33 protein-coding genes are annotated in these 26849 nt (G+C 67.7%); 19 read left to right on the top strand and 14 right to left on the bottom strand.

All coding sequences use genetic code 11. The features are described 5' to 3' along the window. Positions 1–20: 20 nt before the first annotated feature. Positions 21–758: a hypothetical protein gene (locus ACFX59_RS11640; protein ID WP_387432428.1), complete on the bottom strand. Its 738-nt coding sequence runs from the start codon at positions 756–758 to the stop codon at positions 21–23. A gap of 96 nt (positions 759–854) precedes the next feature. Here ACFX59_RS11640 and ACFX59_RS11635 point away from each other — a divergent pair, with 96 nt between their 5' ends. Beyond that, the gene (locus tag ACFX59_RS11635) at positions 855–1100 is read left to right on the top strand and encodes a hypothetical protein (RefSeq protein ID WP_307103069.1); all 246 of its coding nucleotides are present in this window, start codon (positions 855–857) and stop codon (positions 1098–1100) included. Between the two features lie 58 nt (positions 1101–1158). On the opposite strand, the gene ACFX59_RS11630 is transcribed toward ACFX59_RS11635, so the two are convergent. Next, positions 1159–1722, bottom strand: a complete 564-nt coding sequence (locus ACFX59_RS11630; protein ID WP_387432426.1) for a glycine zipper 2TM domain-containing protein — start codon at positions 1720–1722, stop codon at positions 1159–1161. A 169-nt stretch (positions 1723–1891) separates the two neighbouring features. Further along, positions 1892–2200, bottom strand: a complete 309-nt coding sequence (locus tag ACFX59_RS11625) for a glycine zipper 2TM domain-containing protein (protein WP_058715332.1) — start codon at positions 2198–2200, stop codon at positions 1892–1894. Positions 2201–2334: 134 nt separating this feature from the next. Here ACFX59_RS11625 and ACFX59_RS11620 point away from each other — a divergent pair, with 134 nt between their 5' ends. Next, on the top strand, positions 2335–2961 hold the full coding sequence (locus tag ACFX59_RS11620; protein WP_354294292.1) for a trimeric intracellular cation channel family protein: 627 nt from the start codon (positions 2335–2337) through the stop codon (positions 2959–2961). Positions 2962–3034: 73 nt separating this feature from the next. Here the strand turns inward: ACFX59_RS11620 and fumC are convergent, their stop codons facing one another. Both fumC and ACFX59_RS11610 read right to left on the bottom strand, forming a co-directional pair. Beyond that, positions 3035–4438 carry a class II fumarate hydratase gene (gene fumC / locus ACFX59_RS11615; RefSeq protein ID WP_387432424.1) on the bottom strand — a complete coding sequence of 468 codons (1404 nt, stop codon included), beginning with the start codon at positions 4436–4438 and terminating at the stop codon, positions 3035–3037. Between the two features lie 191 nt (positions 4439–4629). After that, positions 4630–5115, bottom strand: a complete 486-nt coding sequence (locus tag ACFX59_RS11610) for an SspB family protein (RefSeq protein ID WP_261269238.1) — start codon at positions 5113–5115, stop codon at positions 4630–4632. Between the two features lie 72 nt (positions 5116–5187). Between ACFX59_RS11610 and hisB the strand changes: the two genes are divergently transcribed. From hisB to ACFX59_RS11570, 8 genes are all read left to right on the top strand, one after another. Continuing rightward, on the top strand, positions 5188–5775 hold the full coding sequence (gene hisB, locus ACFX59_RS11605) for an imidazoleglycerol-phosphate dehydratase HisB (protein WP_309692922.1): 588 nt from the start codon (positions 5188–5190) through the stop codon (positions 5773–5775). Then, positions 5772–6377, top strand: a complete 606-nt coding sequence (gene hisH / locus ACFX59_RS11600; RefSeq protein ID WP_387432422.1) for an imidazole glycerol phosphate synthase subunit HisH — start codon at positions 5772–5774, stop codon at positions 6375–6377. Before hisB ends, hisH begins: the two co-directional genes overlap by 4 nt. Then, positions 6374–7108, top strand: a complete 735-nt coding sequence (gene hisA / locus ACFX59_RS11595) for a 1-(5-phosphoribosyl)-5-[(5-phosphoribosylamino)methylideneamino]imidazole-4-carboxamide isomerase (protein ID WP_261269241.1) — start codon at positions 6374–6376, stop codon at positions 7106–7108. Before hisH ends, hisA begins: the two co-directional genes overlap by 4 nt. Continuing rightward, entirely contained in the window at positions 7105–7866 is a 762-nt protein-coding gene (gene hisF, locus ACFX59_RS11590; protein ID WP_387432419.1) for an imidazole glycerol phosphate synthase subunit HisF, read from the top strand. Before hisA ends, hisF begins: the two co-directional genes overlap by 4 nt. A 799-nt stretch (positions 7867–8665) precedes the next feature. Continuing rightward, complete coding sequence (locus tag ACFX59_RS11585; RefSeq protein WP_261269242.1) at positions 8666–8821, top strand: hypothetical protein; 156 nt, start codon at positions 8666–8668, stop codon at positions 8819–8821. 32 nt (positions 8822–8853) lie between these two features. Then, a complete protein-coding gene (locus ACFX59_RS11580) occupies positions 8854–9168 on the top strand; it encodes a phosphoribosyl-ATP diphosphatase (protein WP_307104744.1) in 315 nt (104 codons plus the stop codon). 16 nt (positions 9169–9184) lie between these two features. After that, entirely contained in the window at positions 9185–9562 is a 378-nt protein-coding gene (locus tag ACFX59_RS11575; protein ID WP_387432417.1) for a histidine triad nucleotide-binding protein, read from the top strand. 189 nt (positions 9563–9751) lie between these two features. After that, positions 9752–11290, top strand: a complete 1539-nt coding sequence (locus ACFX59_RS11570) for an amino acid permease (protein ID WP_307103046.1) — start codon at positions 9752–9754, stop codon at positions 11288–11290. Positions 11291–11394: 104 nt separating this feature from the next. Here the strand turns inward: ACFX59_RS11570 and ACFX59_RS11565 are convergent, their stop codons facing one another. Further along, entirely contained in the window at positions 11395–12387 is a 993-nt protein-coding gene (locus tag ACFX59_RS11565; protein WP_387432416.1) for an adenosine kinase, read from the bottom strand. Positions 12388–12511: 124 nt separating this feature from the next. Here ACFX59_RS11565 and ACFX59_RS11560 point away from each other — a divergent pair, with 124 nt between their 5' ends. The 3 genes from ACFX59_RS11560 (at position 12512) to ACFX59_RS11550 (ending at position 14052) form a co-directional block, all read left to right on the top strand. Next, positions 12512–13189, top strand: a complete 678-nt coding sequence (locus ACFX59_RS11560) for an EI24 domain-containing protein (RefSeq protein WP_387432414.1) — start codon at positions 12512–12514, stop codon at positions 13187–13189. Further along, positions 13186–13566 carry a hypothetical protein gene (locus ACFX59_RS11555; RefSeq protein ID WP_309692901.1) on the top strand — a complete coding sequence of 127 codons (381 nt, stop codon included), beginning with the start codon at positions 13186–13188 and terminating at the stop codon, positions 13564–13566. Before ACFX59_RS11560 ends, ACFX59_RS11555 begins: the two co-directional genes overlap by 4 nt. A gap of 249 nt (positions 13567–13815) precedes the next feature. Then, the gene (locus ACFX59_RS11550) at positions 13816–14052 is read left to right on the top strand and encodes a hypothetical protein (RefSeq protein WP_307103037.1); all 237 of its coding nucleotides are present in this window, start codon (positions 13816–13818) and stop codon (positions 14050–14052) included. A gap of 104 nt (positions 14053–14156) precedes the next feature. Here ACFX59_RS11550 and ACFX59_RS11545 read toward each other — a convergent pair whose 3' ends face one another. Next, positions 14157–14555, bottom strand: a complete 399-nt coding sequence (locus ACFX59_RS11545) for an HIRAN domain-containing protein (protein WP_387432412.1) — start codon at positions 14553–14555, stop codon at positions 14157–14159. Positions 14556–14654: 99 nt separating this feature from the next. On the opposite strand from ACFX59_RS11545, the gene ACFX59_RS11540 reads away from it, so the two are divergent. Beyond that, positions 14655–16517 carry a M1 family metallopeptidase gene (locus ACFX59_RS11540; protein ID WP_387432410.1) on the top strand — a complete coding sequence of 621 codons (1863 nt, stop codon included), beginning with the start codon at positions 14655–14657 and terminating at the stop codon, positions 16515–16517. A 206-nt stretch (positions 16518–16723) separates the two neighbouring features. After that, positions 16724–17233 carry a CHAP domain-containing protein gene (locus ACFX59_RS11535; RefSeq protein ID WP_387432542.1) on the top strand — a complete coding sequence of 170 codons (510 nt, stop codon included), beginning with the start codon at positions 16724–16726 and terminating at the stop codon, positions 17231–17233. 230 nt (positions 17234–17463) lie between these two features. Here ACFX59_RS11535 and msrB read toward each other — a convergent pair whose 3' ends face one another. The 3 genes from msrB to ACFX59_RS11520 are packed head-to-tail and all read right to left on the bottom strand — an operon-like array spanning position 17464 to position 20135. Then, a complete protein-coding gene (msrB, locus tag ACFX59_RS11530; protein ID WP_387432409.1) occupies positions 17464–17958 on the bottom strand; it encodes a peptide-methionine (R)-S-oxide reductase MsrB in 495 nt (164 codons plus the stop codon). Positions 17959–17997: 39 nt separating this feature from the next. Beyond that, positions 17998–19221 carry an ABC transporter permease gene (locus ACFX59_RS11525; protein WP_387432408.1) on the bottom strand — a complete coding sequence of 408 codons (1224 nt, stop codon included), beginning with the start codon at positions 19219–19221 and terminating at the stop codon, positions 17998–18000. Further along, a complete protein-coding gene (locus ACFX59_RS11520; protein WP_309692885.1) occupies positions 19218–20135 on the bottom strand; it encodes an ATP-binding cassette domain-containing protein in 918 nt (305 codons plus the stop codon). The genes ACFX59_RS11525 and ACFX59_RS11520 overlap by 4 nt, the downstream gene beginning before the upstream one ends. 40 nt (positions 20136–20175) lie before the next feature. Between ACFX59_RS11520 and queG the strand changes: the two genes are divergently transcribed. Continuing rightward, entirely contained in the window at positions 20176–21225 is a 1050-nt protein-coding gene (gene queG, locus ACFX59_RS11515; RefSeq protein ID WP_387432405.1) for a tRNA epoxyqueuosine(34) reductase QueG, read from the top strand. A 182-nt stretch (positions 21226–21407) separates the two neighbouring features. On the opposite strand, the gene era is transcribed toward queG, so the two are convergent. Continuing rightward, positions 21408–22304 carry a GTPase Era gene (gene era, locus ACFX59_RS11510; protein WP_387432404.1) on the bottom strand — a complete coding sequence of 299 codons (897 nt, stop codon included), beginning with the start codon at positions 22302–22304 and terminating at the stop codon, positions 21408–21410. Positions 22305–22438: 134 nt separating this feature from the next. On the opposite strand from era, the gene ACFX59_RS11505 reads away from it, so the two are divergent. Next, the gene (locus ACFX59_RS11505; protein WP_307103021.1) at positions 22439–22660 is read left to right on the top strand and encodes a hypothetical protein; all 222 of its coding nucleotides are present in this window, start codon (positions 22439–22441) and stop codon (positions 22658–22660) included. 138 nt (positions 22661–22798) lie between these two features. Here the strand turns inward: ACFX59_RS11505 and rnc are convergent, their stop codons facing one another. Continuing rightward, a complete protein-coding gene (gene rnc / locus ACFX59_RS11500; protein ID WP_387432541.1) occupies positions 22799–23506 on the bottom strand; it encodes a ribonuclease III in 708 nt (235 codons plus the stop codon). Further along, positions 23461–24270 (bottom strand): signal peptidase I, encoded by an 810-nt coding sequence (lepB, locus tag ACFX59_RS11495; RefSeq protein ID WP_387432402.1) that lies wholly within the window; start codon positions 24268–24270, stop codon positions 23461–23463. The genes rnc and lepB overlap by 46 nt, the downstream gene beginning before the upstream one ends. Positions 24271–24383: 113 nt before the next feature. Here lepB and ACFX59_RS11490 point away from each other — a divergent pair, with 113 nt between their 5' ends. Continuing rightward, the gene (locus tag ACFX59_RS11490; RefSeq protein ID WP_309692871.1) at positions 24384–24989 is read left to right on the top strand and encodes a DedA family protein; all 606 of its coding nucleotides are present in this window, start codon (positions 24384–24386) and stop codon (positions 24987–24989) included. A gap of 12 nt (positions 24990–25001) precedes the next feature. On the opposite strand, the gene ACFX59_RS11485 is transcribed toward ACFX59_RS11490, so the two are convergent. After that, on the bottom strand, positions 25002–25880 hold the full coding sequence (locus ACFX59_RS11485; RefSeq protein WP_387432401.1) for a tyrosine recombinase XerC: 879 nt from the start codon (positions 25878–25880) through the stop codon (positions 25002–25004). An 82-nt stretch (positions 25881–25962) separates the two neighbouring features. Between ACFX59_RS11485 and ACFX59_RS11480 the strand changes: the two genes are divergently transcribed. After that, positions 25963–26748 carry a hypothetical protein gene (locus ACFX59_RS11480; protein WP_387432400.1) on the top strand — a complete coding sequence of 262 codons (786 nt, stop codon included), beginning with the start codon at positions 25963–25965 and terminating at the stop codon, positions 26746–26748. Positions 26749–26849 lie beyond the last annotated feature (101 nt).

The raw sequence follows: 26849 nt of genomic DNA, 5'->3' as shown, positions 1-26849 counted from the left end.
GATGCGCAAAGGACAAGCGATCAGCCGCCCTTGACCACCAGATCGACATCGCTGCCGCCCTCCGCGCGGGGGGTCGCATAGAGGATATAGGCCGCCTCGCCGCGCGTGCCGCCCAGGACATGCTGAGTCCCGTCCATCTTGTGCTCGGCGGTATAGCCCGCCTGGACGGCGCGGGTGTAATAATAGTCGACGACCTTGCCCACCCCGCCCCCGGCGCGGAAGCTGACGATACGCAAGCCGCAGCCAGGGGCGTCGTTGCCCGCCGCCTCCGCCAGCCGGCTGCCCGGATAGAGTGCGAAGGCCCCCGGCAATCGCCCGGCCCAGCCCGCCGCATAACGCAGGCCCGACAGACACCCGGCATTGCGCGCCTGTTGCCCCGCCAGCGCAGCCAGCGTGTAGGCCTTGGTCGAGGCACGGCATTCGGGGCAGTCGCGCGTCGGCGCGGGCGCGGCCTTCAGGGTGCGCGCATCGACCGGATCGGCGGGCGGCGGCATCGCGGGAAGCTGGTCGGTCACGGGGCGATTCGGCGGGCGCACCGCATTGGCGTTGGCGCTCTGGGTCAGGCCGGGATCGACCATGATCTGCCCCGCCAGCGCCTCGCGAAGCTGCGGATCGCGCGCCGGGCTGCCGTCGTTCATCGCGGCCAGTTCGTTGTCGAGCGCGTTCAGCTGCGCATCGTCGTCGGACGCGCCGCCGCCACAGGCGGCAAGTAGCAGACAAACAAGCGGGATCAGGATTCGCGGCGACACGGCAATCATGGCGTCACCCCTAGCATGACGATCCCAGCCGGTCGTTAACGCGCCCGCCGCCGCCGTCCCGTGACGGGATGAGCTTCGCTACGACTTGTGAATCGCATGGCCGGTCTCCATCTTGATTCCATGCTGAACCTGTTCTCGATCGTCATCGGCCTCGTCGCGCTTCTGCTCGGGATCGTGCCGTTCCTGCCCTTCTTCGCCTGGGGCTATTGGTTCGTCATCCCCATCGCGATCGTCGGCGCGGCGATCGGCGCGCTGTCGTCGCGCAGCAGCGGGCGGAACCTCAACCTGATCCTGATCCTGATCTTCGGCCTGCGCCTGATGCTGGGCGGCGGCCTGATCTGATGGCAAAACGGCCCGGCGGGTGTCCCCGCCGGGCCGTCCTGACGTCCGGGCCGCCCGATCAGCGGCAGCGGACCTGACCGCGGTCGATCTGCCGCCCCAGCAGCGCGCCGCCACCCGCACCGATCACCGTGCCCAGCAGCCGCGAACCGCCGCCCGCGATCACATTGCCCAGCGCGCCGCCCGCCAGGCCGCCGATGACCAGACCCGTGGTGCCGTCGTTGCGGCGGCAATAATAGCGCCCGTTCATGCCGCGATAGATGCGGTCGTTGCGACCGAGCGTACGCGGCTGATAAAAGCGGCCGTCGCGATAATAGCGCTCGGGATAATAGCCGCGCTGGCCCGGCTCGAACCGGTTATAGTCGTAGTTGCGCCAGCGGACGTTGCGCATGTCGCGGCGATAATCCTTGCGCGCATCGCGCACATCCTCGCGATATTCGCGACGGGCGTCCCGAATATCCCGGCGCGAATCGGCGTTGCGGACGTCGCGATTATAGTCCCGGCGCGCGTCGCGAACGTCTTCGTGATATTCCTGCCGCGCTTCCCAACCATTGCGCTGCGCTTCGGCAGGCAGGGCGGCAAATACGGTGGCGGCCATGGCAACCGACAACAGAGCGAAACGCATAACTCAACTCCCGATGATGATGCCGATAAAACCCGTTATCTTTCAAACTGTTGCGTGAACCGAAAACTACTTGCCGTTCACCGGAGGGACAGGCGCCCTCCCCGCCCGGCCACGAAAAAGGGCGCCACCCGCAGGTGACGCCCCTTTGAGAGCCCGATGTGCCGTCGGATCAGCGGCAGCGGCGATTGCTCGTGCCGCGCTCGATCTCGCGACCGGCCAGCGCGCCCACGGCGGCACCGCCCAGCGTACCCAGCGTGCGATCGCCACGTGTGTCGATCGTGCGGCCCAGCAGCGCACCCGCGACGCCGCCGACGACCAGGCCGGTGGTGCCGTCCGGCTTGCGGCAGCGGACACGGCCGCGATCGTCACGCCATTCGCGATACTTGTAGCGGCGCTGCGCATCGGCGGCGGTGGCCGGCAGGACCAGCGAGGGGACGACCATGGCGGTGCAGCCCAAAGCAAGCATCAATTTGCGCATGAGATATATCCTTCCAATTTGATCTGATGCCGTAACGTCCGCATTCTACTGTCCGTTGCATGAACATGAGATAACGCCGCATTCATCTTCGCCTTACCCTTTCCGACCCCGGCCCGTCGCTCTAGGGTCGCACGATGCTGCCCGAACCGACCGCCATGCTGCCCGCCGTCATGCCCTGGCTCGACCTGGCGGGCCTGGCCGTCTTTGCCGTGTCGGGCGCGCTGGCCGCGGCCCGGCATCGCCAGACGATGGTGACGCTGGTCTTCTTCGCGCTGATCACCGGGGTCGGCGGAGGCACGCTACGCGACCTGCTGATCAATGCGCCGGTCTTCTGGGTGCATGATCCGCGCGTGCCGCTCGTCTGCCTGGTCGCCGCCGTCGCGGTCTGGGCGACGCCCGCGCGCTGGTGGCGGGGCAGCGCACTCGACTGGTTCGACGCGGTGGGGCTGGCGGCCTATGCCGTCTATGGCGCGGCCAAGGCCAGCGGCTATGGCATCTCGCCGATCCCGGCCGCGATGCTGGGGGTGGTGTCGGCCTGTGTCGGCGGCATCATCCGCGACGTGATCGCGGGGGAGCCGTCGATCCTGATGCGGCCCGAACTCTACGTCACCGCCGCCGCGCTGGCCTCGACCAGCTATGTGCTGCTCAGCGCGCTCGGCGTGCCGGGGGCGGGGCCGATCGCCGCGCTGGCAGGATTCGCCCTGCGCGGGGCGGCGATCCGCTATCGGCTCGCCTTGCCCGCCTATCCGGCCAAGGGGTAGGATCGGGGACGGATTCCTCTTGGCCTTCGACCGCGCTCGGTCCGAGAGACGTCGAAGGCCATGCCCCCTCAGCTCACCGACCCAGCATCAACTCCGGCCGCACCACCCGGTCGAACGTCGCTTCGTCGACCAGCCCCAGTTCCAGCCCGGCCTCCTTCAGCGTCTGCCCCTTGTGATGCGCATGCTTGGCGATCTTGGCGGCATTGTCATAGCCGATCTCAGGCGCGAGCGCGGTCACCAGCATCAGCGAGCGGTCGAGCAATTCGGTGATCCGGTCGCGATTGACCGTCATGCCATCGATGGTGCGCTCGGCGAAACTCTCCATGCCGACCGACAGCAAATGGATCGAACGCAGCACATTCGCACCGATCAACGGCTTGAACACATTGAGTTCGAGATGACCCTGTAGCCCGCCGACCGTGACGGCGGCATTGTTGCCGATCACCTGCGCGGCGACCATGGTCAGCATCTCGTTCTGGGTCGGGTTGACCTTGCCCGGCATGATCGAGCTGCCCGGTTCGTTGGCCGGAAGCTCCAGCTCGCCCAGTCCCGAGCGCGGGCCCGAACCCAGCAGGCGGATGTCGTTGGCGATCTTGGTCAGCGCCACGGCGAGGACATTCAAGGTGCCGTGCAGATCGACCAGCCCGTCATTGCTCGCCAGCGCCTCGAACTTGTTGGGCGCGGTGACGAAGTCGAGCCCGGTCGCCTCGGCGATCTCGGCGGCGATCGCCTCGGCAAAGCCATGGGGGGCGTTCAGCCCGGTGCCGACCGCCGTACCGCCCTGCGCCAGCGGCAGGATATTGCGGTGGAGCGTCCCCTCGATCCGGGCGCGGGCATTGGCCAACTGCTGGACATAACCCGAAAATTCCTGGCCCAGCGTCAGCGGGGTCGCGTCCTGCAAATGGGTGCGGCCGATCTTGACGATCGAATCCCATTCCTTTGCCTTGGCATCGAGCGCGGCGTGCAGCCGGTCGAGCGCGGGATAAAGCTGCCGCGTCACGGCCAGCGCGGCGGCGACGTGCAGCGCGGTCGGGAAGGTGTCGTTGGACGACTGGCCGCGATTCACATCGTCATTGGGGTGGACGGGGCTCTTGCCGCCGCGCGTGCCGGTCAGGATTTCATTGGCGCGGCCCGCAATCACCTCATTGGCGTTCATGTTGGACTGGGTGCCCGAGCCGGTCTGCCAGATGACCAGCGGGAACTGGTCGTCATGCCGCCCGTCGATCACCTCCTGCGCCGCCGCCTCGATCGCGTCGGCCTTCTCCGCCGCCAGCCCGTGCCCGCGATTGATTCGCGCGGCGGCCTTTTTGACGATGGCCAGCGCATGGACGATGCCGATCGGCATCTGCTCGCGCGTGCCAAAGGGGAAGTTCTCGAGGCTCCGCTCGGTCTGCGCGCCCCAATAGGCATGGGCGGGGACTTCGATCGGGCCGATCGAATCGGTTTCGGTGCGGGTAGCGGTGGGGGTCTGGGTCATGGGCTAGGGACTCACCGGATAGGGAATGGGTTCCCGGTGAATATCAAGCCCTCTCCTCTCCGGGGAGAGGGTTGGGTGAGGGGTTGGGGCTTGGCAAGACAGGCGGAGTGCAGGCCCAGCCCCAGCCCCTCACCCCGGCCCTCTCCCCGAGGGGGAGAGGGAGAAGGGTCTCGTCCTTCTCCGCTTCCGCTTTACTTCTTCCGCTTAAAATCCACCGCGACGACGTTGCTGCCGTCCTCGACCGGCTTGGCGACCGGCTCGTCATTCTCGGCCGAATCGTGCGGATCGGGATCGCCCTGGGGATCGTCGGCGACATGGAAGCCCAGCTCGAACTGCACTTCCGGGTCGTGGAAGCGGGTGATCGCCGAATAGGGAATCACCAGCTTCGACGGCACCTGGTTGAAGCTGAGCCCCACCGAGAAGCGATTCTCGTCCACCGTCAGGTCCCAGAACCGATTCTGGAGGACGATGGTCATTTCGTCCGGGAATCGCTCGACCAGCCGCTGCGGGATGTCGACGCCCGGCGCCTGGGTCTTGAAGGTGATGTAGAAATGGTGGGTGCCGGGCAGATGCCCCGTCTCCGCCACCGGGCCGAGTACACGCCCCACCACGGCGCGCAGGGCCTCCTGCACGATGTCGTCATAGGGGATGAGGCTGTCGGGCAATCCTTCGGTCATGGCCCATGGACTAGCGGCCTTTGATCGCGGGTCAAGATTGCATGGGACGGATAGGTGTTTAAGGGAGGGGCCATGCGCACCGCCTCCGTCCACCGCGCCACCGCGGAAACCGTCATCGACGTCACCGTCAATCTCGACGGCACCGGCGTCTATCAGAACGCCACCGGCATCGGCTTTCTCGACCATATGCTCGACCAGCTGTCGCGGCATTCGCTGATCGACCTGTCGGTCAAGGTCGAGGGCGACCTGCATATCGACGGACACCACACGACCGAGGACAGCGCGCTGGCGATCGGACAGGCCTTTGCCAAGGCGCTGGGCGACAAGCGCGGCATCTATCGCTATGGCGAGGCGCTGTCGCCGATGGACGAGGTGCTGACCCGCACCGCGCTCGACATTTCGGGGCGGCCCTGGCTGGTGTGGAAGGTGCCGTTCACGAACCCGATGCTGGGCACGCTCCAGACCGAGATGATCGAGCACTGGTTCCACAGCTTCGCGCAGGAGGCGGGCATCACGCTGCACGTCGAGCTGCTGCACGGCCACAACAACCATCACATCGCCGAGAGCGTGTTCAAGGGCCTGGCCCGTGCGCTGCGGATGGCGGTCGAGATCGACCCGCGCAAGGCCGACGCCATCCCCTCGACCAAGGGCATGTTGTGACGCTGGCGCTGATCGACATCGAGTCGGGCAATCTCCACTCGGTCGACAATGCCCTGCGCGCGGCGGGGGCGAGCGATGTCGTCATCACCGCCGACCCCGATGTGATCGCCAAGGCCGACCGGATCGTGCTGCCGGGCGTCGGCGCATTCGGCGCATGCGCGGCCAATCTGCGCGCGGTCGACGGGCTGGAAGAGGTGCTGCGCGAGGCCGCCCTTACCCGCGCCCGCCCCTTTCTGGGCATTTGCGTTGGTATGCAGCTGCTCGCCGACACGGGCGAGGAGATGGGCGAGCATCGCGGCCTGGGCTGGATTCCCGGCCGGGTCGCGCGACTCACCCCGGCCGATCCGGCGGCGAAGGTCCCGCATATGGGCTGGAACGATGTCCGCCCCTTGCGCGACCACCCGCTAATCGTGCCGGGCGAGGCCTATTTCCTCCACAGTTTTGCCTTTACCGGCGAGCATGTGCTGGCGACCACCGACCACGCAGGCCCCGTCACCGCCGCGATTGGTCGCGACACGGTGGTCGGCGCGCAATTCCACCCCGAGAAGAGCCAGCGTTATGGCCTCTCCTTCCTCACACGTTTCCTGGAGTGGCATCCGTGAGCCTGATCGTCTTCCCCGCCATCGACCTGAAGGGCGGCCAAGTGGTGCGTCTGGCCGAGGGCGATATGGACCGCGCGACCGTGTACGGCGACGATCCCACCCATCAGGCGATGCTGTTCGCCGAGGCGGGGGCGCAGCATTTGCACGTCGTCGACCTCGACGGCGCCTTTGCAGGCGAGTCGGTCAATGGCGAGGCGGTGCAGGCGATCGTCAAAGCCTTTCCCGGTCACGTCCAGCTGGGCGGCGGCATCCGTAACCCTCAGAATGTCGAGCGCTGGTTCGACCTGGGCGTCTCGCGCGTGGTGATCGGCACCGCGGCGCTGGAGAATCCCGACTTCGTGCGCGACATGGCCAGGGCCTATCCGGGCGGCATCGTCGTCGCGGTCGATGCCAAGGACGGCATGGTCGCGACGCGCGGCTGGGCGGACGTGTCGGACGTGTCGGTCGAGGATCTGGCGCGCCGGTTCGAGGATGCGGGCGTCGCGTCGCTGCTCTTTACCGATGTGGGCCGTGACGGTCTGCTCAAGGGCTGCAACGTGCCCGCGACCGTCGATCTGGCCCGCGCAGTGCGCATCCCGGTGATCGCCAGCGGCGGCGTGGCGGGGATCGGCGATATCCATATGCTGGCGCTTCATCATCAGGACGGGGTCGAAGGCGTCATCACCGGCCGCGCGCTCTATGACGGGCGGCTCGATCTGGCGGCGGCGCTGTCGGTGGCGGCGGCCGCATGACCGTCCGGGCGCGCGTCATCCCCTGCCTCGACGTCGCCAACGGGCGCGTGGTCAAGGGCGTCAACTTCGTCGACCTGATCGATGCGGGCGATCCCGTCGAGCAGGCACGCGCCTATGACGCGGCCGGGGCGGACGAGCTGTGCTTCCTCGACATCACCGCCAGCCATGAGGCGCGCGGCACCATATTGGACGTGGTGCGGCGGACGGCGGCGGTGTGCTTCATGCCGTTGACCGTCGGCGGCGGGGTGCGCACGACGGAGGATGCGCGGGCGCTGCTGCTGGCAGGCGCAGACAAGGTGGCGGTCAACTCCGCCGCAGTCAGCCGCCCAGAAGTCGTCTCGGACATTGCCGAGCGATTCGGCAGCCAGTGCTGCGTCGCCAGCGTCGATGCGCGGCGGACGGCCGATGGCTGGGAGGTGTTCACTCATGGCGGACGGCGCGCGACCGGCATCGATGCGGTGGAGCACGCGCTGCGCCTGGCAGAACTGGGCGCGGGCGAGTTGCTCGTCACCTCCATGGACCGCGACGGAACGCGGGGCGGCTACGACCTCGACCTGATCCGCACCATCGCCGACCGGACCAGCGTGCCGGTCGTGGCGTCGGGCGGCGTCGGCGGGCTGGACGATCTGGTCGCGGGCGTGCGCGACGGCCATGCCTCGGCGGTGCTGGCGGCATCGATCTTCCATTTCGGCGATGCGTCGATCGCGGACGCCCACCGCGCGCTCGCGGCGGCGGGGGTGCCGGTTCGGGCGCATTGAGGTTCGCGCGACGACGCGGAAGATTTGGTTTCCGGGCGGTCGGCTTGGTGCACCTTCGACCGATCCCGTCTCCCGTTCGCGCTGAGCGAAGTCGAAGCGCACGTCCTGCCCTTTGCCGCGCCGGATTCCCGTGGCCTTCGACTTCGCTCAGGCTGAACGGAGGGGTTGCGGAGTCATCGCTTTCGATCGGGAGACCTTCCCACATTCGAAGCGCGGGCCAGCGCCCGCCCCAAATCGAAACCCTCCGCGCCTCCGCGCCTCTGCGCGAACCAAAAAAATCTTCGCGGCTTCGCGTCTTCGCGTGAAAATCTCTCTCCGATGACCGCCGCCGAACAGAGCTGCGCCCCCAGGCCACTTGCCATCCTGACCCCGGCCAACGCCCCTAACGGCGGCGTCCGCCCGCACAGCCATTCCGAACCGTAGGAGGATGCGGACCAACCGCTTGCGCGAAGCAGGTTCACAGGTCTGGGTTCATGAGGTTCACGCGAAGCCGCGAAGCCGCGAAGGTTTTTTGGTTCGCGCGGAGGCGCGGAGAGATTGGTCACGCGGCAGCCCCGCTTTGCCCTTTGGCACGCCGGACTCCCGTGGCCTTCGACTTCGCTCAGGCTGAACGGAGGTGGGGTTGCGGAGCCATCGCTTTCGGGCGGGAGACCTTCCCACATCGGGGGCACGGGCCAGCGCCCGCCCCAAATCGAAACCCTCCGCGCCTCCGCGCCTCCGCGCGAACCAAAAACCTTCGCAGCCTCGCGTGGGAATCTCCCCCGATGACCGCCGCCGAGCGGGCTGCTAAACATCCCCCATGCCACTCGTCATCATGACCTCGGCCAATGGCCATAGCGGCGTCGTCCGCCCGCGCAGCCATCCCGAGTTGTCGGACATCGCGCTGTTCGTCTTTGCGATCGGCGCGATCTGGTTTTTGCGGCGTGCGCTGCGTCGCCGGAATCGCAAGGATTGACGCCGCCCGCCGCCTGCGCCACCCACGCCGCCATGGACATGCTCGACCGCCTCGAAGCCACGATCCGCGCGCGCCGGGACGAGGGCGACGCCGCCACTTCCTACGCCGCCAGCCTGTTCGCCAAGGGGCGGCCCAAAATCGCGCAGAAGCTGGGCGAGGAAGCGGTGGAAACCGTCATCGCCGCCATGGCGCAGCCCGACAAGATCGTGTCCGAGGCCGCCGACCTGCTCTTCCACCTGATCGTGCTGCTGACCGATGCGGGGCTGTCGCTGGACGATGTCCGGGCCGAACTCGCGCGGCGCGAGGGCATATCGGGTCACGACGAAAAGGCCGCGCGCGCGCGCTGATCCCCCGGAGATTATCATGCCGATCGACGCCACGCTTCCCTATGACGACCAGAATATCTTCGCGAAGATCCTACGCGACGAAATCCCCTCGAAGCGCGTCTATGAGGATGAATGGGCGGTCGCATTCCACGACATCGCGCCGCACGCCCCGACGCATATTCTGGTGATCCCGCGCGGCCCCTATGTGTCGTGGAACGATTTCTCGGCGCGCGCCAGCGAGGCGGAGATTACGGGCTTCGTCCGCGCGGTCGGCCATGTCGCACGCGAGGCGGGCGCGGTGGCGCCGGGTTACCGCCTGCTGGCGAATATCGGCCCGGACGCCGGGCAGGAAGTGCCCCACCTCCACGTCCATATCCTGGCGGGCAAGCCGCTCGGCCCGATGCTGGCCCGCTGACCGGGCCACTTGCCCCTCCTCCTGCCGGGACAGGGGCTTTAAACGCACGCCTTTCTCCTCCCCTGACCGCATCGGCTGCGTCTTAGGGATTGCGCGTAATAAAATTGCAGCTAACTTCCCGGATCATTCACCGAACGCCGGGTGCGCCCCCTGTCGGGGCGGCCCTTCCCTTGGGGGGATTGGACATTCATGATTTTCGGGCGCGTTAAGCCTCTGGACGCCATTCTGGCGACCGCTGAGAAGAAGGGGCTGCAACGATCGCTAGGCGCGTTCCAGCTGACCATGCTGGGCATCGGCGCCGTCATCGGCACGGGCATCTTCGTCCTCACCTCCGAAGCCGCGCAAAAGGCGGGGCCGGGCATGATGCTGTCCTTCGTGCTGGCGGGTTTCGTCTGCGCGGTGGCGGCGCTGTGCTATTCTGAGCTGGCCTCGATGGTGCCGGTCGCGGGGTCGGCCTATACCTATACCTATGCGGTCATGGGCGAATTGCTCGCCTGGATGGTCGGCTGGGCGCTGATCCTGGAATATGCGGTCGGCGCGTCCGCCGTCGCGGTCGGCTGGTCGGGTTATGTGGTGGGGCAGATCCGCAACCTGCTGGGCATCGACATACCGATGGAATGGGTCAACGGCCCCTCCTCGGGCGGTTACATCAACCTGCCCGCCGTCATCATCTCGCTGCTGGTCACCTGGCTGCTCGTCGTCGGCACGACCGAGAGCGCGCGCGTCAACGCGATCCTGGTCGCGATCAAGGTCGCCGCGCTGACCCTGTTCATCGCGCTGTCGGTGCCGGTCATGAACGGCGCGCATTTCGAACCCTTCATGCCGACCGGACTGACCGGCGTCGCGGGGGCGGCGGCGTCGATCTTCTTCGCCTATGTCGGCTTCGACGCGGTATCCACCGCCGCCGAGGAAACCAAGAATCCGCAGCGCAACGTGCCGATCGGCCTGATCGCCTCGCTGCTGTTCTGCACCATCTTCTACCTGCTGGTATCGGCGGGCGCGATCGGATCGCCGCTGGGCGCGCAGCCGGTGCGGGACGCCGCGGGCGTCCTGCTGTCGCCGGGTACCTCGGAACTGGCCGATCGCTGCAAGGCGATCGTCGCGGGCGGCGCGGCCGAGCCGCTGTCCTGCTCGCGCGAGGCGCTGGCGCATGTGCTGCGCACCATCGGCTGGGAAAAGATCGGCAACCTGATCGGCCTGGCCGCCACGCTGGCGCTGCCCTCGGTCGTGCTTATGATGATGTTCGGCCAGACCCGCGTGTTCTTCACCATGGCGCGCGACGGCCTGCTGCCCGAAAAGCTCGCCTCGGTGCATCCGCGCTATCGGACCCCGCACGTCGTGACGATCGTCACCGGCATCGCCGCGACCATCGCCTCGGCCTTCCTGCCGGTCGGCAAGCTGGCCGACTATTCCAACTCGGGCACGCTGTTCGCCTTCTTCATGGTGGCGCTGTCGGTGATGGTGCTGCGCCGGACCGATCCGGGCCGCAAGCGCCCCTTCCGCACCCCCGCCGTGTGGATCGTCGCCCCCGCCGCGATGATCGGGTGCGCCTATCTGTACTTCTCGCTGCCGCTGATCGCGATCCTGGTCCTGCCGGGCTGGGGTGCGGTCGGCCTGCTGATCTACTTCCTCTACAGCCGCAAGCGCAGCCATGTCGGGCGCGGCATCATCGACGTGGTCGAGGACCCCGCTATGCAGCCGGAGGTCGCCCGGCCGCTCGATCGCTGATCGGTTTCACGACCATGGAAAAGGGCCGGAGGAGCGATCCTCCGGCCCTTTCTGTTTGGGGTGCTGCCATTCCCCCAGGCCAAGGCCCGGGGGCGGATGGCGGATTACAGGCTGGCGGCGAGCGCCTTCAGATCGACCTGCGGCCGCGCGCCGAAATGGCTGATGATCTCGGCCGCGCAGACGGCGCCCAGGGTCAGCGAGGCCTGCAGGTCGCGGCCATGCGTCTGCCCATGGAGGAAGCCCGCCGCGAACAGGTCGCCCGCGCCCGTCGTGTCGACCACCTTGTCCACCGACTGGGCGGGCACGGTCACGCGCTCGTCGCCGCGCACCGCCAGCGCGCCCTTTTCGGCAAGCGTGACGACCAGCGTCTCGACCTTGTCCTTCAGGAAGGCGATCGCCGCCTCGACATCCGCCGTCTCGGTCAGCGCGACGATCTCGGTCTCGTTGGCGAAGATCACGTCGATCAGCCCGGCATCGATCAGCGCATGGAAATCGGCGCGATGACGGTCGATGACGAACTCGGCCGAGGCGGTGAAGGCGATCTTGCGACCCGCCTCGCGCGCGACCTGGATCGCGGCGCGCATCGCGGCGCGCGGCTCTTCGGGATCCCAGAGATAGCCCTCGATATAGAGATAGGCGGCATCGGCGATCAGCGCGCGGTCAAGCGCCTGGGCAGGCAGGTAATGCGACGCGCCCAGGAAGGTGTTCATCGTCCGCTGCCCGTCGGGGCTGACAAAGATCATGCAGCGGCCCGTCGTCGGCTGTCCGGCGCGGACCGGCGTGTCGTAGCGGACGCCCGCCGCCCGGATGTCATGCGCGAAGACCTCACCCAGCTGGTCGTCGGCGACCTGGCCGATGAACGCGGTCTTGCCGCCCAGCGCCGCGATCCCCGCCAGCGTATTGGCCGCCGAGCCGCCCGAAATCTCGCGCCCCGGCCCCATCTTGGCATAAAGCGCATCGGCCTCTTCGGGGGAGAAGACCAGTTGCATCGCGCCCTTGGTCATGCCGTTTTCGGCGATGAAGTCATCTTCGGCCGGGCTGAGGATGTCGACGATGGCATTGCCGATCGCCACCACGTCGTAAGTGGGGTTGGTCAAGAAAGGGACTCCGGGAAAAAGCTGTGATGCCGCCGCCCTAGTCAGCGCGCTACCCCCGCGCAAGGGAGGCGCGGACGCCGCCGCGCATTGACTCGAGCCTTGGCCCCGCGCCATTCCCGACGCCATGATCCGCGCCTTTTTCCTGTCGCTGGCCCAGCTTGGCGATCCTGCGATCCGCCGCGTGCTGTTTCGCTCGCTGGCGGTCACGCTCGCCCTGTTCGCGGGCGCCGGGATCGCTTTGTGGTGGGGCGTGCGCGCGGCGCTGAGCGGGTGGCTGGGGGCGCAGGCGGGCGAATGGTCGGCGGCGCTGATCGTGGTGGTCGAACTGCTGGCCTTCTGGCTCGCCTTTCGGGCGGTGGCGGTCGCGGTGGTCGGCCTGTTCGCCGACGACATCGTCGCCGCGGTCGAGGCCCGCCATTATCCCGACCGGCTGGCAAGCGCGCGGCCGGTGCCCTTCGCGCGCGGGGTCGCCATGGGCCTGGGGTCGGCGGGGCGCGTGATCGCGATCAACCTGATCCTCCTGCCGCTCTATATCGTCCTGCTGGCGACCGGGGTGGGTACGGCGGCGGCCTTTCTGGTCGTCAATGGCTGGCTGCTTGCGCGTGATCTGGGCGACATGGTGGCGGCGCGGCACATGGACCGGGCCGCCATGCGTCGCTGGCGCAAGGCGACCGGACCCGCGCGCTTCCTGTTGGGGCTTGCCGCCGCCGCCCTGTTCGTGGTTCCGGGGGTGAACCTGCTGGCCCCCGTCCTGGGGGCGAGCATGGCGACCCATTTCTTTCACATGAGACGTAAGGCATGAACCGCCCATTCGCGCTGATGCTGCTGCCCCCGATCGCGCTGGCGGGCTGTACCGTACCGCAGACCGCCGCGCCGGTCCGCACCGGCGGCATGGTCCCGGTGCCGGTGCCCTATACCAGCGTCGGGCTGGAGCGGGTGCTGGGGCAGGACGCCGCCGGGCTGACCAAGCTGTTCGGCACGGCCGATGCCGATGTGCGCGAGGGGACCGCGCGCAAGCTGCAATATCAGGGCCGCTTCTGCGTCCTCGACGCCTATCTCTACCCCAAGGACGGGGCCGAGCCGCGCGTCACCTATATCGACGCGCGCGAACCCGATGGCAGCGCGATCGACCGTGCCAGTTGTGTCGCGGCGCTGACCAGGCGTGACGGCGGACGCTGACCGGCAGGCGGCACCGGCTCCCGGTGTGGATGAAATGCACCACAGGTCCGGCGATGGCCGTGACCTGCCCATGACCGGGACGCCAAGTGGTTAACAAATCTTCATGATTTATGGGTGTTGCAAAAGGGTTCCGTGCATTTGCAAAAAATTGATGCGCTGCAGGAACAATTTTGCGGATCGAAGCGTATGCGCTATCGGGACGAAGAACAACGCCGCGTCTTGGCTGTAGTTCGCCATGGGAGATTATATATGATGAAGTTCCTGTCTGCCGTTGCTGCCACCGCCCTCGTCGCTGCTCCGGTCGCCGCTGCGCCGACCAACGCCGCTTCGAGCCTGTCGGTCGCCAAGTCGGTCCGCGCGTCGGCTCCGACCGCCAAGGGTAACAAGCTGGCCGGCGGCGGCATCCTCGCCGCGCTGATCGCTGCTGGCGTGGTCGCCATCGGCGTCGTCGCGATCGTCAAGGACGACAACTCGGACAGCAACTGATCGTCGGGGGCGGGTCTAGGCCCGCTCCGGCCATCATCGCATGGTGACATGCACGGAAAAGGGGGCCGTTTTGGCTCCCTTTTTTGTTGCCCGGGGACAGAGGCTCAGGCGCCCCAGTCGGGGCCGTCCGGGTCGGGGAAGAAATCATCGCCCCGTGAGGGCGCGTCCGGGCGCAAAGGCGGCAGGCTTGGCGGTTCGCCACCGAAGCGGACCCGGATATAGGCGACCGATCCGCTCAGCCCCTGAAAGACGGCGCGCACCACCTCACCACGCCGGATCCGGGCGCCGATCAGCGGCGCGCGTTCGGCGGAGAGATAGCCGACCTGGACATCCCGCGCGCTGAACACCGCGACCGCATGGGGATCGTGCCGGTTGCGCGGCTCGGGCCGCAGCGTCACGGGATCGCCGACGGCCGATGCCAGCAGCTCGAAGCGCCGGTTGCTCCCCGCCTTGTCCTCATTGGGAAAGTCGATCCCGACCACGGCCAGCGTCAATTCATCCATGCGCTTCTAACTGGGTATCCCGGCCGCCCGGGTCCAGAGCCCTCCCAATCCGGGCCGGGCGGGCTATAGTGCAATCATCCTGTCCCATCCGGAGTATCCATGTCCGTTGCCGCCCTGGCGATGCTGCTCGCCGCCCAAAGCCCCGCCCCCGCCCCGACCGTCGCGCCTGTCCTGGCCAGCCCCGACGCGCGCGACGTGCACAGCTATGCCCGACCGCTGGAGGCGCGGGTCACGCATGTCTCGCTGAACCTCTATGCCGATTTCGACACCCATGTGATGCGCGGCATCGCGACCCTGTCGGTCGATGCCAGGCCGGATGCCCGGCAGCTGGTCGTCGACGACAACGGCCTGCGCATCGTCACCGTCACCGATGCGCAGAACCGGCCCCTGCCCTATACGGTCGGCACGGTCGACAAGGTGCACGGCGCGCCGCTGACCATCACGCTGAACGGCCAGCGTACGGTCAAGATCGCCTATGCCTCCGCACCGGGGGCCAAGGCGCTGCAATGGCTGTCGCCCGAGCAGACGGCGGGCAAGAAACAGCCCTATCTGTTCAGCCAGGGCGAGGCGATCCTCAACCGCAGCTGGATTCCGACCCAGGATTCGCCCGGCATCCGCCAGACCTGGGACGCTACCGTCAACGCCCCCTGCGCGCTGACCGTAGTGATGAGCGGCGAGCGGACCGGCGAGACGTCCTGCAACGATGGCCGCCACACCGCCAGCTATCGCATGGACAAGCCGGTCGCTCCCTATCTGATCGCGCTTGCCATCGGCGACCTGAAGTTCAAGCCGCTCAGCGCCCATACCGGCATCTGGACCGAGCCCGCGATGCTCGACAAGGCGGCATGGGAGTTTGCCGGGCTCGACAAGTTCGTCACCGCCGCCGAGGGGCTGTACGGCCCCTATCGCTGGGGCCGCTATGACGTGCTGGTCCTGCCGCCCAGCTTTCCGTTCGGCGGCATGGAAAACCCGATGCTGACCTTCGCCACGCCGACCGTGCTGGCGGGCGACCGCAGCCTCGTCAGCCTGATCGCGCATGAGCTGGCGCATAGCTGGTCGGGCAATCTCGTCACCAACGCGACCTGGGACGATTTCTGGCTGAACGAGGGCTTCACCAGCTATTTCGAGAACCGGATCATGGAGTCGATGTACGGCAAGCGCCGCGCCGCGATGGAGGCGGACCTGGCCTGGACCGACATGCAGAATGCGGTGAAGGAAGCCGGTGGCCCTCAGTCGCCCGACACCAAGCTGCATCTCGACCTGAATGCCGCGCGCGACCCCGATGACGGCATGACCCAGATCGCCTATGACAAGGGCGCGACCTTCCTGCGGACGATCGAGTCCGTCGTCGGGCGCGCACGCTGGGACGCGTATCTGCGCGGCTATTTCGACCGCCATGCCTTCCAGCCGCAGACGAGCGCCGGCTTCCTGGCCGACTTGCGCCAGAACCTGCTCAAGCCCGGCGAGGACGCGAGGATCGGCGTCGACCAATGGGTCTATCAGCCCGGCATTCCCGCCAATGCGGTCCATGTCCGCTCCGACGCCTTCCCCGCGATCGACGCGGCGGCCAAGGCCTTCGCGGCGGGCGGCCCGGTCTCGGCGGTGCCGGACAAGGTCACGACGCAGGAATATGTCCGCTTCCTCGACCAGCTGCCCCGCCAGCTGTCCGCCGAACGGCTCGCCGCGCTCGATGGCCGTTTCCACTGGAACGGGACGGGCAATAGCGAGATCCGCTTCGCCTGGCTGCGCCTCGCGCTCGCCAACCGCTATCCGCCCGCCGAGGCGTCGGCCGAGCAGTTCCTGACCGCACAGGGCCGCCGCAAGTTCGTCGCGCCGCTGTTCCAGCAGCTTCAGGGACAGGGCGAATGGGGCCAGGCGCTGGCCAGGCGAATCTATGACAAGGCGCGTCCCGGCTATCATTCGGTGACCCAGGTTACGGTCGACCGCCTGCTCGGACGATAAAACGAGCCTGCCGCGCGGCGAAACGAGGAACGAAAAACTCGTTTCGCCGCCGGATTCTCAGGTCATCGCCGCCGCAACACCGTTCACCGGATATGGTTGCGCCTGCGCTTTCCAACCCGTTTAGCCCCGGTTAATCGACACTCACACCGACATTCCGACCGGGGGGTCATGTGAAGTTCAAGGCATTTGCAGTGCGATTCGCGCTGATGGCATCGTGCGGCCTGATGATGGCCACCCCTGCTGCGGCGCAGTTCTGGCAGTGCGCACCCTATGCCCGCGAGATTTCGGGCATCGATCTTCACGGCAACGCCAACACCTGGTGGGGCCAGGCCGAGGGCCGTTACGAGCGCGGCCACACCCCGAAGGAAGGATCGGTCCTCGCCTTCGAAGCGACCCACCGGATGCGCGTCGGCCATGTCGCGATGGTCAGCCGGGTCATCAGCAACCGCGAAGTCCTGCTCACCCATGCCAACTGGTCGCGCCGCGGCGGCATCGAGCGCGATGTCCGCGCGATCGACGTCTCGCCCGACAATGACTGGTCGATGGTCAAGGTGTGGTACGGCCCCAATGGCGACCTAGGCACGTCGGCCTATCCGACCAAGGGCTTCATCTATGCGGACCATGCACCGAGCAGCGCCATGCCCGCCAACGAGATCGCCTCGCGCACCGACAGCCGGGTCTCGGGCATCCTGACCTTCGCGGCCCCGACCCAGTAAGATTTTCCGCCCGGCCCGCGTCGGCGATGGCCGGGAAAGCCCGGCGTATCACGCGGGACATACGCTTCGACGTCGCACAGCGTGACCGGATAAGGTCGAACGGGGCGGAAGCTGCCCCCATTCCTCTTCCAAACCCCCGTTCAGCCTGAGCGAAGTCGAAGGCCAAGGGAACACCTCACCCAGCGCGCCTATGCTTCGATTGCGCTCAGTGTGAAGGGCCGTTCGCCCCCTCACCCCGCCCGAAACGTCATCGCCACGCCGTTCATGCAATAACGCTTACCCGTCGGCTTGGGCCCGTCGTCGAAGACATGGCCGAGATGCCCGCCGCAGCGGCTGCAATGCACCTCCACGCGCTCCATCATCAGCGACCGGTCGGACGTGGTGCCGACCGCGCGGGGCAGGGATGCCCAGAAGCTCGGCCAGCCGGTGCCGCTGTCGAACTTCGTCCTGGACGAAAAGAGCGGCTGGCCACAGCCCTTGCACCCGAAGACGCCGCTGCGATGCTCGTCATTGAGCGGGCTGCTATAGGGCCGCTCGGTCCCTTCCTTCCGCAACACCGCATAGGCCGCCGGGCCGAGCTTCTGCCGCCATGCCGCGTCGCTCATCGCCACCGGATAGCGCTCGGCGGCCACCGCCTCGCGGCCGCAGGCGGACAGCCCCATCCCCGCCAGCCCCAGACCGGCAAGCGAGAGAAAGGCGCGGCGATCAGCAGGTTGCGTGCTCATGCCCCCAAGATAGGAAGGCCGCCGCCCGATGACAGGGGGTCAGCCCTTGCGCCGCCAGAAGGGCCGCGTGCTGCTCGATTGCAGCACGCCGCGCCGAAACAGCCGTGCTCCCAGCGTCACGAAGATCGCCACCCATAGCGCCTGCCACGCCAGCGCCAGCGCATGCGGCCAGAGCGAGGGGCTCGCCGCCGCCATGCCCGCCATCGCGAAGGGCGAGGATAGCGGGAATATCTCCGCCACCCGTGCCAGCCAGCTGTCGGGCTTGGACAGGCCGCTCAGCGTCAGGGTGAACATGCCGACCTGGACGATGGTGATGGGCAGCGAGAGCATCTGGATCTCGCGCATCGTCGTCGCCTGCGCGCCGATCGTCAGGAATACCGATCCCAGCAACAGATAGGCCATGGTGAAATAGCTGACGAACAGGATCGCGAATATCGGCAGGCCAACCGCAGGAGACAATTCGCCGACCACCCCGCTGAACGCCGGGGGCAGGACGCTCGTCACCTGGCCCAGCACCGTGCCCCAGAAGCCGACGAACAGCACCGCCACCCCGAACATGCCCAGCAGCTTGCCCAGGAACACCGCCTCCAGCGGCACGGCGGCGGCCAGCACCTCGATCACCTTGTTCGAGCGTTCCTCCGCCATGGTGCCGACGACCTGCCCCGCCAGGAACAGGGTCAGGAAGAACACGCCGAACACCGCCAGGAACGCGGTCTGGTTCTGCCCGCCCAGCGTCGCGCGCTGGCGCGAAAAGCTGATCTTGGTCGGCGTGACGCGCGGCAATTCTCCGCCCAGCCGCTCGGCCGCCAGCGCGCTGCCCGCCAGCACGGCCAGATAATCCGCCGCGCGCGAGCCGCGTGCGCCATAGAGCAGGGTCGGCCGGTCGAGCGGGCCATAGAGCACCGCGGTCGCGTCATAATCCCGCGATTCGAACGCGGCGCGCGCCTGGGCCGCCGGATCGCGTGCCGGGGCAAGGGTGACCAGCGCGGGCGGCTCCTCGTCGCGGCGGAAGATGGCGCGCGACCGCCGGTCGGCCTCCACGAAGCTGCCCGCCAGGGCGTCAGGGACGATCGCGACGATGCGGACATGGTCGGCGCCGTGATCGGCGGCCTGGGCGGCGCCCATCGCGCCGATGGTGCTGAACGCGACCATGATGAGCGGCGCGAACAGGAACAGGAGGAAGATCGGCGTGAAGACGGTCGCGATGAAATCGCGGCGCGCGATCGTCATCGTCTGGCGGATCAGGCGGCGGGTGGAATTCATGCCGCGATCTCCTCGGCGGGCGCACCGACGATGCGGACAAAGGCTTCGTGCAGGCTGGGGCGCTCGATCGACAGGTTCAGTACCCCAGCCCCGGCCGCGAGCAGCCGTCCGAGCACCGGCTCGATCCCCTCATCGGGCAACGGGAATCGCCAATCCTCGCCGTCGCGCACCGCATCGGCGGGCAAGAGCGGCGGCAGGACCTGCGCGGGATCGCGCGGACGATACCGGACCCAGGAACGCAGCGTGCCGCGCGCCTCGTCCACCGTCCCCTCGAACCGCCGCTGTCCGCCTGCGATGATCGCCAGCCGGTCGCACAGCCGCTCGGCATGCGCCATGACATGGGTGGAGAACAGGATCGTCGCCCCCCGGTCGCGCTCGCCCAGGATCAGCGCCTCCAGCCGTTCCTGGTTGACCGGATCGAGCCCCGAGAACGGCTCGTCCAGCACCAGCAGTTTCGGGCGATGCACGACCGAGCCGAGCAGCTGGACCAGCTGCGCCATGCCCTTGGACAATTTGCGGATCTTGTTGTCGGCGGCATGGCCGAGCCCGGCCTGCTCCAGCAGTTCGACCGCGCGCGCACGGCCGGTTGCCCAGTCGAGCCCGCGCAGCGCGCCCATGAAGGCGATCGCCTCGCGCGCCTTCATCGCCGGGTACAGCCCGCGCTCCTCGGGCAGATAGCCGACCATGTCGCTGGCATCGCGCGGATGGGCATGGCCCAGCAGCGTGCGCTGCCCCTCATCGGGTTCGATGATGCCGAGCAGCATCCGAAGCGTGGTCGTCTTGCCGGCGCCGTTGGGGCCCAGCACGCCGTACACCGCCCCGGTCGGCACCGCGATGTCGACCCCGTCGACCACCCGGCGATCCCCGAAACGTTTGGCGAGGCCCGAGGCGGTGACCGCCCACTGATTATCCACGCAACTGTTCCTCCCTGATCGCCTGTGGTAGCGGGCCTGCGTGGCGCAAGACAAGCTGGAAACCCGGATCAAGGCGAAGGCGGCCGAACTGGGCTTTGCCGCGATCGGCATCACCCATGCCGATGCCGCGCCCAGGACCGTCGAGCGGCTGCACCAGTGGCTGGCCGAGGGGCGGCACGGATCGATGATCTGGATGGCCGACCGCGCGCACCAGCGGCAGAGCCCCGCCAGCCTGTGGCCCGAGGTGAAGAGCATCATCTCGCTGGGCGTCAGCTATGCCCCCGCCGAGGACCCGATGCGGCTGGCCGATCATGGGCGGATCGGGCGCATCTCGGTCTATGCGCAGGGTGCCGATTATCACGACGTGGTGAAGCGGCAGCTGAAGGCGCTGGGCCGCTGGCTGGCGCAGGAGGGGGCTTGCGACCTCAAAGTCTTTGTCGACACCGCGCCGGTCATGGAAAAGCCGCTGGCCGAAGCGGCGGGGCTGGGCTGGCAGGGCAAGCATACCAACCTCGTCAGTCGCGAGCATGGCAGCTGGCTGTTCCTGGGGGCGATCTACACCACGCTGGAACTGGAGCCCGACGCGGTGGCGCGCGACACCTGCGGGCGGTGCGATGCGTGCCAGCGGGCGTGCCCGACCGACGCGTTTCCGGCGCCCTATCAGCTCGATGCCAGGCGGTGCATCTCCTATCTGACCATCGAACATGCGGGGCCGATCCCGGAGGAATTCCGGGCGGCGATGGGCAACCGCATCTATGGCTGCGACGATTGCCTGGCGGTGTGCCCGTGGAACAAGTTCGCGGCGGCGGCGCAGGCGAATATGGCGTTCCATCCGCGCGCCGAACTGACCGCGCCGGAGCTGGGGGATATCCTCTCGCTGGACGATGCCGAGTTTCGGCAGGTCTTCGCGGGGTCGCCGATCAAGCGGATCGGGCGGAACCGGATGGTGCGCAATGCGGCGATCGCGGCGGGGAATAGCGGGGCGGCGGAGCTGGTGCCGGTGTTGCGGGGGTTGTTGGGGGATGCCGATCCGGTTGTCGTCGAAGCCGCAGAATGGGCCTTGGGGCGGTTGGGTGAGGTTGGTGCCTAGCCCCCGGCCCTCCCCCATCCCCTCCCGCTTGCGGGAGGGGCGTGCCTAGCCCAACTAGGCAGCGCTTCAAGAAGCGATACGCTCGTGGCTTATGCGCTCCATCAGTCTTAAAGCACGCCCCTCCCGCAAGCGGGGGGGATGGGGGAGGGCCTGGTGTCTCACCGAGACCCCACCCCAAACAATCAATCCACCCAATCCAACCCAATATCCTTGTAAACCGAGCGATCCTCGTCCCAGCCCGGCTTCACCTTCACGTGCAGATACAGGTGCACCTTGTGCCCCAAAATGCGCGACAGTTCCTCGCGGGCCTTGGCGCCGATCTCCTTGATCCGCACGCCGTTCTTGCCCAGCACGATCGCGCGCTGGGTGGGACGTTCGACCAGGATCTGCTGGTGGATCTCGACCGATCCGTCCTCGCGCTCCTTATAGGCCTCGGTCTCGACCGCGCTGGCATAGGGCAGTTCGGCATGGAGCTGGAGATAGATCTGCTCGCGCGTCACCTCGGCGGCCAGCGCGCGCTCGGTCGCGTCGGAGACCTGGTCCTCGGGATAATGCCAGGGCCCCTCGGGCATCAGCTTCGCCAGATGCCCCTTCAACTCGGGCAGTCCGTCGCCGGTCTGCGCCGAGACGAACCAGATCTCGTCGAACGCCACGACCGCGTTCAGCTTTTCGGCATGGCCCAGCAACCGCGCCTTGTCGGCGATGTCGACCTTGTTGAGGATCAGGTGCTTGGGCTCGGGCCGGTGCGCAATCGACTCGGCGATGGCGGTCACCTTCGGCCCGATCCCGCCCTTGCCGTCGACGACCAGCGCCAGGATGTCGGCCCCTTCCGCGCCTTCCCAGGCGGCGGCGACCATCGCGCGGTCCAGGCGGCGCTTGGGCTCGAAGATGCCGGGGGTGTCGACCAGCAGGATCTGCGCATCCCCCTCGATCGCCACGCCGAGCAGCTTAGCGCGAGTCGTCTGCGCCTTGGGGCTGACGATCGCCACCTTCTGGCCGACCAGCGCATTGACGAGGGTGGATTTGCCGGCATTGGGCGCGCCGACGACGGCCACGAGGCCGCAACGTTGTTCAGTCATGCCCCAGCGGTACAGGCGAAGCGGCCCTGCCTGCAAGGAAAAGCCCGCATGGACGGATCGTCACATCGCGATCAGTACCCGGCCATTCGTCACCGGCCATATCCCCGCTCCGTTTTCGCAAAGGAGTGCGTGTCATGAAGACCCTGATGACCACCCTGTCGGCCGCGATCCTGCTGACGGCGGCGGGCCCGGCCTCGGCCAAGGGCTGCCTCAAGGGCGCGGCGGTCGGCGGCGTTGCCGGGCATTTCGTCGGCAAGGGCCATGCCGTGCTGGGCGCGGTCGCGGGCTGCGCGATCGGACACCACCGCGCGAAGGTTCAGGCCAGAAAGGAAGCGGCGGCCGCCAGGGGGCGTTGATTTCGGTGCTTGGGCGGGGTCGGGGCTTGGCCTTCGACTTCGCTCAGGCTGAACGGCTGTTGTTTAAAACGGCCTTCTTCCCCAACCTCCGTTCAGGCTGAGCGAAGTCGAAGCCCACGCCCCGGCCCTTCCCCCGACTCAGGCCTTCAGCTTCGCCAGCAACGCCTTGGCGGCGGCCGTCTCCGCTTCCTGCTTGTTCGCGCCGCTCGCGCTGGCCTCCGCTGTGCGGCCGATCCGGACGGCCACGGTAAAGCGCGGCGCATGGTGCGGTCCCGAGCGATCCGTCACCACATATTCGGGCGCCTTGCGATTATGCGCGGCGGCCCATTCCTGCAGCGCCGACTTGGGATGCTGCGGCGCCTTGCCCTGCGCATGCACCCGATCGCCCCAGGCCTTGCGGATGAAGCCGCGCGCCGCGTCCAGCCCCGCCTCGCGATACCAGGCACCGATCAGCGCCTCCATCACGTCGCCCAGCACATTGTCGCTGTCCGACGCGCCGTCATCGCGCGCCTGCTTGCCCAGCCGCAGATGCTCGCGCACCCCCAGGTCGCGCGCGACATCGGCGCAGACGGCGCCCGTCACCAGCGAATTGAGACGCCGCGACAGTTGCCCCTCGGGCTCGTTCGGGAATTGCTCCCACAGCCATTCGGCCATGACCAGCCCCAGCACCCGGTCGCCGAGAAACTCCAGCCGCTCGTAATTCTCCGCCGCCTGGCTGCCATGGGTCAGCGCACGCTGGAACGGCGCGGTGTCGGCGGGCGCGCGGCCGAAGATCGCCTTCAGCCAGTCATCGACCGCGCTCAAAACCCTTCTCCGATCCGGCTCCAGCGCGCGGCGGTCACCCAGGTCCATGGCTTGATCCATTCGGCCGAACCATCGGTCGAGAAGAAGGTGACGGCGGCGCGCCCCTCCAGCCGGTCCATCGGGATCACCCCCATGCCCATCGGCGGCGCGAAGCGGCTGTCGGCCGAATCGTCGCGATTGTCGCCCATCAGGAAGACCCGCCCGGCGGGCACGGTATAGACGCCGGTATCGTCGCGATCGGGGAAATTGCCCTGGTCGATCACGTCATAGCTCTTGCCGCCCGGGAGCGTCTCGCGGAACCGGGGATAGCGGCAGACCGACCGGCCGCCGACCGAGTCGAGATAGGCCGCGCCGCACTCGGTCGGCCCGAAATTGGGGGTCAGCGGCAGGACGAAATCGGCGACGCGCTGCTTGGGCACAGGACGGCCGTTCAGGATCACCTGCCCGTTCGTCACCTGGATCGTATCGCCGGGCAGGCCGATCACCCGCTTGATGACGTCATGATCATCGGGCCCCGGCGAGCGGAACACCACCACATCGCCGCGCGCCGGATCGCGGCCCAATATCCGCCCCGGCAGCAACGGCACGCCGAACGGAAGGGACCAGCGCGAATAGCCGTAATTCCACTTCGTCACGAACAGGTAATCGCCGATCAACAGCCGTGGCAGCATCGATTCCGACGGGATCACGAAGGACGTGACGATGAAGCTGCGCAGGATGAAGACGAACAGCGCCAGCTTCAGGAAGAAGCGCAGCGTATCCTTCGCTTCCGACGATTTGGGCGATGAGGGGGACGTGTCGGCCATGGTCGTCGGGTTCGCGCAACCCGCTCGCCTCGTCAAGCGGCTTCCCCCTTTCGCCGCGTTCGCCGCAGCGATACGGGAACCGCCCCTGCGTTCGGCGGTACAGTCCATCAAGCATGACCGATTTCATCCTCAACCTGATCGCCTGGGGCGGCTATTTCGGCATCTTCCTGCTGATGGCGCTGGAAAATATCCTGCCCCCCATCCCGTCCGAGGTCATCATGGGCCTGGGCGGCATGGCGGTCGCGCGCGGGCAGATGGAGATGATTCCGCTGATCCTGTGGGGCACGGCGGGGACCACGGCGGGCAATTATGCCTGGTACGCGGTCGGCCGCTATATCGGCTATGAGCGGTTCCGCCCCTTTATCGATCGCCATGGCCGCTGGCTGACGATGGAATGGCGCGATGTCGAGCGGCTGCACGAATTCTTCGTTCGGCATGGCGGCTGGGTGGTGTTCGTGTTCCGCTTCATGCCCGCCTTCCGCACCCTGATCTCGCTTCCCGCCGGGATCACGCGGATGCCGCTGGCCAAGTTCCTGATCTGGACCTTTGCAGGCAGCACGATCTGGAACGCCATCCTGGCCTATGCGGGGCTTTGGCTGGGCGCCAATTTCGAGGCGATCGACCGCTATGTCGGCCCCGCCGCCATCGTGATGACGGGGGCGATCGCAGTCGGCTATCTCTGGCGGGTCTTCACCTGGAAGCCACGCGGCGAGCGATGATCCGCCCGCGCCTCAGGCGCGAGGATGCGCGGTTCGATAGATGTCGAGCAGCCTTGCGGCATCGACCTCGGTATAGATTTGCGTCGAACTCAGGCTGGCATGGCCGAGCAGTTCCTGAAGCTGGCGCAGATCGGCGCCCCGGCCCAGCAAATGGGTGGCGAAACTGTGCCGCAGCGCGTGCGGTGTCGTCCGCGCCGCCAGCCCCAGCCGCTCCCGCGCCGCCTGGACCGCGCGCCGGATGATCGTGGGCGACAGCGGCCCGCCCTTGGCACCCCGGAACAGCGGCTCGTCGCCCGCCACCGCAAAGGGCATCTGCGCGGCATAGGCCTCGATCGCGGCGCGCAACTCGGGCAGCAGCGGCACGATCCGCGTCTTGTTGCGCTTGCCGGTGACACGGATCGTCTCGCCCAGCGGCAAGATGCCCGCCGGCAGCGACAGCGCCTCCCCGATCCGCAGCCCCGCGCCATAGAGCAGCATCAATACCGCCCAGTCGCGTGCCGCGATCCAGGGCTCGGCGGCGTTTTCAGCGACATCCTCGCCCAGCGCCATGATGTCGGCGGGGGCCTGTGGGCGGGGGATCGTCCGCTTGCGGCGCGGGCCCTTCATCGGCGGCGGCTCGGCCCCCGCCCAGCGCAGGAAATGGCGCACCGCCGACAATTCCCGCGCCGTCGAGGCCGATGTCAGCCCCTCCCCGCGACGCCGCGCGAGATAGGCGCGCAGGTCGGCGGCGGTCAGGCGGGCGAGCGCCCCGCCGTCCAGGGCCTCCCCCCAATGTTCGCCCAGGAAGCCGCACAGCCGCCCGGCCGTGGCGACATAGGCCCGCACCGTATGGTCGGACCGTCGCAGGTCGACTGTGAGATGGCGGTAATAATCGGCGATCAGCGCGGTCATAGGCGCGAAACGATGGCAGGCGGCGACGCGGCGGCAAAGATAAATCGGTTAGGATTCAGATGAAACGGCCGTCATAAAGGCCATGATCTCGCCCGTTTCGTCCGCCTCTCCGATCCGCTTCAGCCCGTTGTCGGGCCAGGACGCCCCGGCGTCGCCGCCATCGCCTTTCGACAAGCCGAAGGGACCGACCACCATCTCGATCTCCCGCGAGGCGTTCGAGGCCCTGGAGACCTTGGAGAAGGGGTCCGTCGCGAAACCCCAGGCCCCCGTGACCTATGACAAGACGGTCAAGGCGCTGCTCGCCGCCCGCCAGGACGTAATCGGGCGCGGCGGGGGTATCGATCTGGGCGATACCGGCAACACGCTCGTCACCAATCCCTATACCGCGCCCTTCGCGGCCGATGTCGCTCCGCTCTATGGGATGCTGAAGGACGGCGCATCAGCGAAAGAGGCCCTCACCGCCGCGCTGACGAGCGTCCTGCCGCAGCAGGGGCAGCGCAGCGACACCACCAATGCGGCCGAATTCGCGCTGAAGCACATGAAGATGACCGCGATCGCCGACCGCCTGATCGCCCCCGAGCATAAGGAGGAGGCCACCGCGATCCTCGGCCGGGTGTTCGACAGGATGGCCGACGCCACCCCGATCCGGGCCGACCTCGCCGCATCGACCCTCACCATCGCCCGCAGCGGCGAGGATGCGGACACACGCGTTTCGCAGATCGTCGCGCTGGTGAACAAGTCCTTGGATGCCGGTCGTCAAAATATGCTGACCGACCGGCAACGCCACGAACTGACGGAAATGACGGACTCCTGGCAGGACTTCCAAAAACTCCTGCCCCGTGACGCCAGCGCCCCCGTCTCGGCATAAGGCCGATGGACGTTCGGGATGGCGTCTTCTTCCCTCTCCCCTGGACAGGGGAGAGGGTTAGCGGAGCTTGCCAGCCTGCTGGCTAGCGCAGCTTGGGTGAG

This window comes from Sphingomonas sp. NCPPB 2930 (assembly GCF_042867205.1).
GTDB lineage: Bacteria > Pseudomonadota > Alphaproteobacteria > Sphingomonadales > Sphingomonadaceae > Sphingomonas.
This window is presented reverse-complemented; position numbering and strand designations above follow the sequence as displayed.